This is a genomic window from Pseudorhodoferax aquiterrae (genome assembly GCF_014652235.1).
Lineage (GTDB): Bacteria > Pseudomonadota > Gammaproteobacteria > Burkholderiales > Burkholderiaceae_C > Pseudorhodoferax > Pseudorhodoferax aquiterrae.
The window spans coordinates 1-701 of the sequence record NZ_BMYK01000089.1; the positions used below are offsets into that span (position 1 = coordinate 1).

The 701-nt window shown below is 70.0% G+C and carries 1 protein-coding gene; it reads right to left on the minus strand.

Annotated elements, in window-relative coordinates:
- A partial coding sequence (locus IE209_RS33650; protein ID WP_189691203.1) for an IS1380 family transposase occupies positions 1–701 on the minus strand: 701 nt, incomplete at both ends.

A 701-nucleotide genomic window follows, 5' to 3' on the forward strand; every position in this document is an offset into this window, starting at 1 on the left:
GCCCCTTGCGGGCCGTGCTCCAGCCGGGCGATGACACGCCGTGGCCTGTCCCAGCTGTCGGCGGCGTATGCAAAGCTGCCGTACATGCGCTGCTTGGTGCCGCAGTCCCGGTACTGGTCGGCCAGCGCCAGTTCGGCCAGTTCGCACTGGCGCAGCAGCCGTGCGTTCTTCTGCAGACCGATCACGTAGTGCACGCCCCAGGCGTCCAGGCGGCGCAGCACGCGCGGGCGGCAGAACCCGCTGTCCCCGCGCACGACGATGCGCACCTTCGGCCACACCTTGCGCAGCACATCGATCAGCCGCTTGAGCAGCGCCGTGACCACGCTGGCCGGGTCGCGGTCGCTGGGGCGCAGCACGCACGCCAGCAGGTCCTGGCCGCAGAACACGTACAGGGGCAGGTAGCAGTAGTTGTCGTAGTAGCCGTGGAAGAAGCCGCGCTCTTGCTGTCCATGCAGCGGCACATGCGTGGCGTCCACGTCCAGCACCAGCTCGCGCGGGGCACGGCCAGTGCGCCGGCTGGCGATGAACTGATCGAGCAGCACGCCATGCAGTGCCCAGGCCTGCGCCGGTGTGGCAGCCGTCTCCAGGCGGCTGAGCGTGGGCGCGCTGGCCAGCGCCTCATCGCGCCCGACGGCCGTCTGCATCGCCAGGTCTGAACGCAGCGCGTTGTGGTCACTGACGTCGGACCAGCCCTGGCACAG